Raw genomic sequence first — 3446 nt, 5'->3', positions numbered from 1 at the left:
TCGAACGGCGTCGGGTCGCCCGCGCCCCGGCGGACGATCTCGGGCGCGCCCTCGGAGAAGTCGACCACCGTGGTCGGCGTCGTCCCGCACTCGCCGGAGTCCAGGACCGCGTCGACCACGTGGTCGAGCCGCTCCTTGATCTCCCAGCCGATCGTCATCGGCTCCTCGTCCCCGGGCAGGAGCAGCGTGCTGGAGAGCAGCGGCTCGCCCAGCTCCTCCAGCAGCGCCCGGACCACCGGGTGCTCGGGGATCCGCACGCCCACGGTCCGCTTCTTGGGATGGGCCAGCTTGCGGGGCACCTCACGGGTGGCCGGCAGGATGAAGGTGTACTGGCCCGGTGTCGCCGCCTTCACCGAGCGGAACACGTCGTTGTCGATCTGCGCGTACTGCCCGAGCTGCGCGAAGTCGCGGCAGACCAGCGTGAAGTGGTGCCGGTCGTCGAGCTGCCGGATCGCGCGGATCCGGTCGACGCCGTCCTTGCTGCCCGGGCGGCACCCCAGCGCGAAGCAGGAGTCGGTGGGGTAGACGACCAGCGCGTCCTCCCGGAGGCTCTGCGCCACCTGGGCGATCGTGCGCGGCTGGGGGTTGTCGGGGTGAACGTCGTAGTACTTGGCCATCCGACGAGCTTAGGGCCGGCCCCCCGGGGAGGGGGACCGGCTCCCCCGTCTACGGGCGTTCGCGACGCGCCTTCCCGGCGTCCTTCATCCTTTCCAGCGACCGCGTCAACTGGCGCAGCGAGAAGCCGGAGCCCTGCGAGGGGGGCCCGGCCCCGTCCGCCGGGGCCTCGGGGCGCGGGGCGGGCAGCGCGGCCGGCCCCGCCGAGGCGCGCAGCGCGGCCAGCGCCTCGTGGGCCTGCTCGGCGGCCTCCCGGTAGAGGTCGCGGGAGCGGGTCATCGCCTCCAGCGCCTCCTTGTACATCACGACCAGCCGCTCGGCGTGGGCCAGCCGCTCCTGGAGGGTCACCAGGTGCCACTGTTCGCGCATCACCCGCACGCCCTCGGCGGCCCCCTCGGGGAGCGGGGCGGGCAGGGCCGCGAACCGGTGCAGCGCGTCGATGAGGGCGGTGGGCTCCGATCCGTCGAGGAAGACGGTGCGCACCGTGAAGTCCGGGCGGTCGTAGCCGGGGCGGGGCGGGTCGCCGGGCAGGACCACCGCGCCGCCGCGGGGCACCTCGATGCCGTGGTCCTTGAGCGCCCAGTTCACCGCGCGGTACTGGTCCGGGGCGGCCCGGTGCTCGATCACCCGGTGCCGCAGCCCGGCCGGGAGCCTGCGCACCAGGGGTCGCAGGCCGCGGGCGTCGGGGGTCATCGCCTCGTGCACGACCACGTGGATGTTCCAGCCGTCGCGCGCGCAGTCCTTCAGGAGCTTGCGCAGCTCCTTGTCGTCGTCGGGCAGCCGGTTGATCTCCAGGGTCCGCAGGTCCACCCCGCGCATGCCGCCCACGTGGACGCAGTCCCAGCCGTCCGCGGCCTCACGGGGCCAGAACATGTCCGCCGGGGAGGGCCACCGCGGGTCCCACGCGCTCTCCGCCTCGGCGACCAGCAGCCACTCCCGGCCTTCGGGGGCACGCCCGAGGGCGTGCGCCAGGCCGGCGGGGGCGAGGGTCAGTCCGGGGGCGGCGCCCGGCAGGAAGCCGCCCTCCGGGCCGATGGTGAGCCGGGCGCGGACGGTCGTGCCGTCCGGCGCCCGCCATCGCGCCTCGAACGACTGCACGCCGTGGTCCGTCACCGCCGGCCCGGCGGCGTCCGGGGCGGGGGCCGTGGAGGAGGTCCGGGGCGCGAGGGCCGGGGCGGGGACCTGGGCGGATGCCGGCGAGGGAGCCGACGGGTGCGTCAGGTACGGAATCTCCGCGGGATCGAGTTCCAGGTGGGCGTCGACGACGGCGGCGTCCTGCATCTGGCGCAGGTGCCGGCGCACGACGGCGTCGGGGAGCGGGAGCGTGCTGCGGCCGCGGGCGTACCAGACGGCGGTGGGGGCCGGGCCGCTGCTCGGGGGTGCGGGGTGGGCGGTGGCGGATTCGCTCATGGGACGCGGGTGCGAAGACCTTCCGTGCTGTTCTGCGGCGTGCGGGGGTGCCCCAGTATCGTCCCCCTCCGCGGCGGGGGCCCTCACCCGGGTCCGGGGGCGCCCTTGTGAGAAACGCCACCTGGGCGCCGATTCCCGCTGTTCTACGGGCAGTTGACCCGAAAGGGTGCTTACTGGACACCTGTGCGGAAAGCACTGCGGGGTCCGTCGGGCCATCATGGCCGTCACCGCCCCTCGAGGGCGGTTTCCCCTGCCCCGTCCGCAAGGCGTACTCCTCCGTGCTTCCCACCTCCACGGCCGGCCGGTCGCCGGCCGCCCTCCTCCGCTTCGCCCGTTCCTCCCGCCGCCCCCGCGGCGGCCGCGGGCCCTGGCGCTCGTTGCGCCACCGCTCCATGCGCTGGTGGTCCCTGGCCAACCTGGTCTCCAACGTCGGCACCTGGATGCAGCTGACCGCGCAGAACCTGCTGGTGCTCGAGCTCACCGGGTCGGCCGCCCTCACCGGCCTGTCGGTGTCCCTGCAGGCGGCGCCCGGCCTGCTGCTGGGTCTGGCCGGAGGCGCGGCCGTCGACGCGTGGCCGCGCAAGCTCACCGCCGCGGTCAGCCAGGCGCTCCTGGGCGTGGTCGCGGTCGTCACCGCGGTGCTCATCGCCGTCGACCAGCTGAACGTGGGCGTGCTGATGGCCCTCGCGGTGGTCACCGGGCTGATCGCCACCGTGGACGCCCCGGCCTGCGCCCTCCTGGGCAACGACCTGGTGCCGCCGCGCGACGTCCCGTCGGCGATCGCCGTGGGGTCGCTGGTGCACGGCGTCGGACGGCTCGGCGGAGCCGCGGCGGCGGGCGTGCTGGTCAGCTGGTGGGGCGCGGGCGCGGCCTACGCGGCGAACGGCCTCTCCTTCCTCTTCGTCGCCGCCGTGATCCCCTTCCTGCGCCCGGCGGCGGGCGCGGTGACGGTGGAGCCGATCGCCGCCCCGTCCGGCGGGACCCCGGCCGGCAGCGCCGCGGCCGGGACGCGGCGGCGCGGGACGGGGGCGCGCGACGGGCTGGTCTTCTTCCTCCGGCGGCCCCGGCTGGTGGCCCTGGCCGGCATCACGGCGATGAGCAGCGTCTTCGGCCGCAACTACACGCTGACCCTGGCCGTCCTGGTGACCGGGCCGCTGGCCGGCGGGGCCGCCGAGTTCGGCGCGGTCTCCACGGTGCTCGCGGTGGGCGGCGTGGTGGGCGCGGTGATCGCGGGACGGCTCACCGGCCCGACGGTGCGGCTGGTCGGCACCATGGCGGCGGTCGGCGGCCTGCTCCAGATCGCGGCGGGGCTCTCGCCGAGCCTGCTGGTGCTGATGGCGCTGATCGTGCCGATGGCGATCGTGGAGTCGGTCTCCGACACGGCCGGGACCACCGTGCTGCAGACGGATCCGCCGCCCCAC

The 3446-nt window shown here is 75.7% G+C and carries 3 protein-coding genes; 1 reads left to right on the top strand and 2 read right to left on the bottom strand.

Annotated elements, in window-relative coordinates:
* Both A2U95_RS30135 and A2U95_RS30130 read right to left on the bottom strand, forming a co-directional pair.
* Positions 1–617: L-threonylcarbamoyladenylate synthase (locus A2U95_RS30135; protein WP_166028890.1), on the bottom strand; the 617-nt coding region annotated here is incomplete at its 3' end.
* A 49-nt stretch (positions 618–666) separates the two neighbouring features.
* On the bottom strand, positions 667–2025 hold the full coding sequence (locus A2U95_RS30130; RefSeq protein WP_166028888.1) for a hypothetical protein: 1359 nt from the start codon (positions 2023–2025) through the stop codon (positions 667–669).
* A 392-nt stretch (positions 2026–2417) separates the two neighbouring features.
* On the opposite strand from A2U95_RS30130, the gene A2U95_RS30125 reads away from it, so the two are divergent.
* A partial coding sequence (locus A2U95_RS30125) for an MFS transporter (RefSeq protein ID WP_166028912.1) occupies positions 2418–3446 on the top strand: 1029 nt, incomplete at its 3' end.

The organism is Streptomyces chilikensis, assembly GCF_001642695.1.
GTDB classification, from domain to species: domain Bacteria; phylum Actinomycetota; class Actinomycetes; order Streptomycetales; family Streptomycetaceae; genus Streptomyces; species Streptomyces chilikensis.
Note: the sequence above shows the minus strand (reverse complement) of the source record. Positions and strands in the feature narration are given on the sequence as shown.

What these genes read in the sequence shown, in the direction of transcription:
- A2U95_RS30130 (WP_166028888.1), bottom strand. Translation starts at nt 2,025, where the DNA reads ATGAGCGAATCCGCCACCGCCCACCCCGCACCCCCGAGCAGCGGCCCG.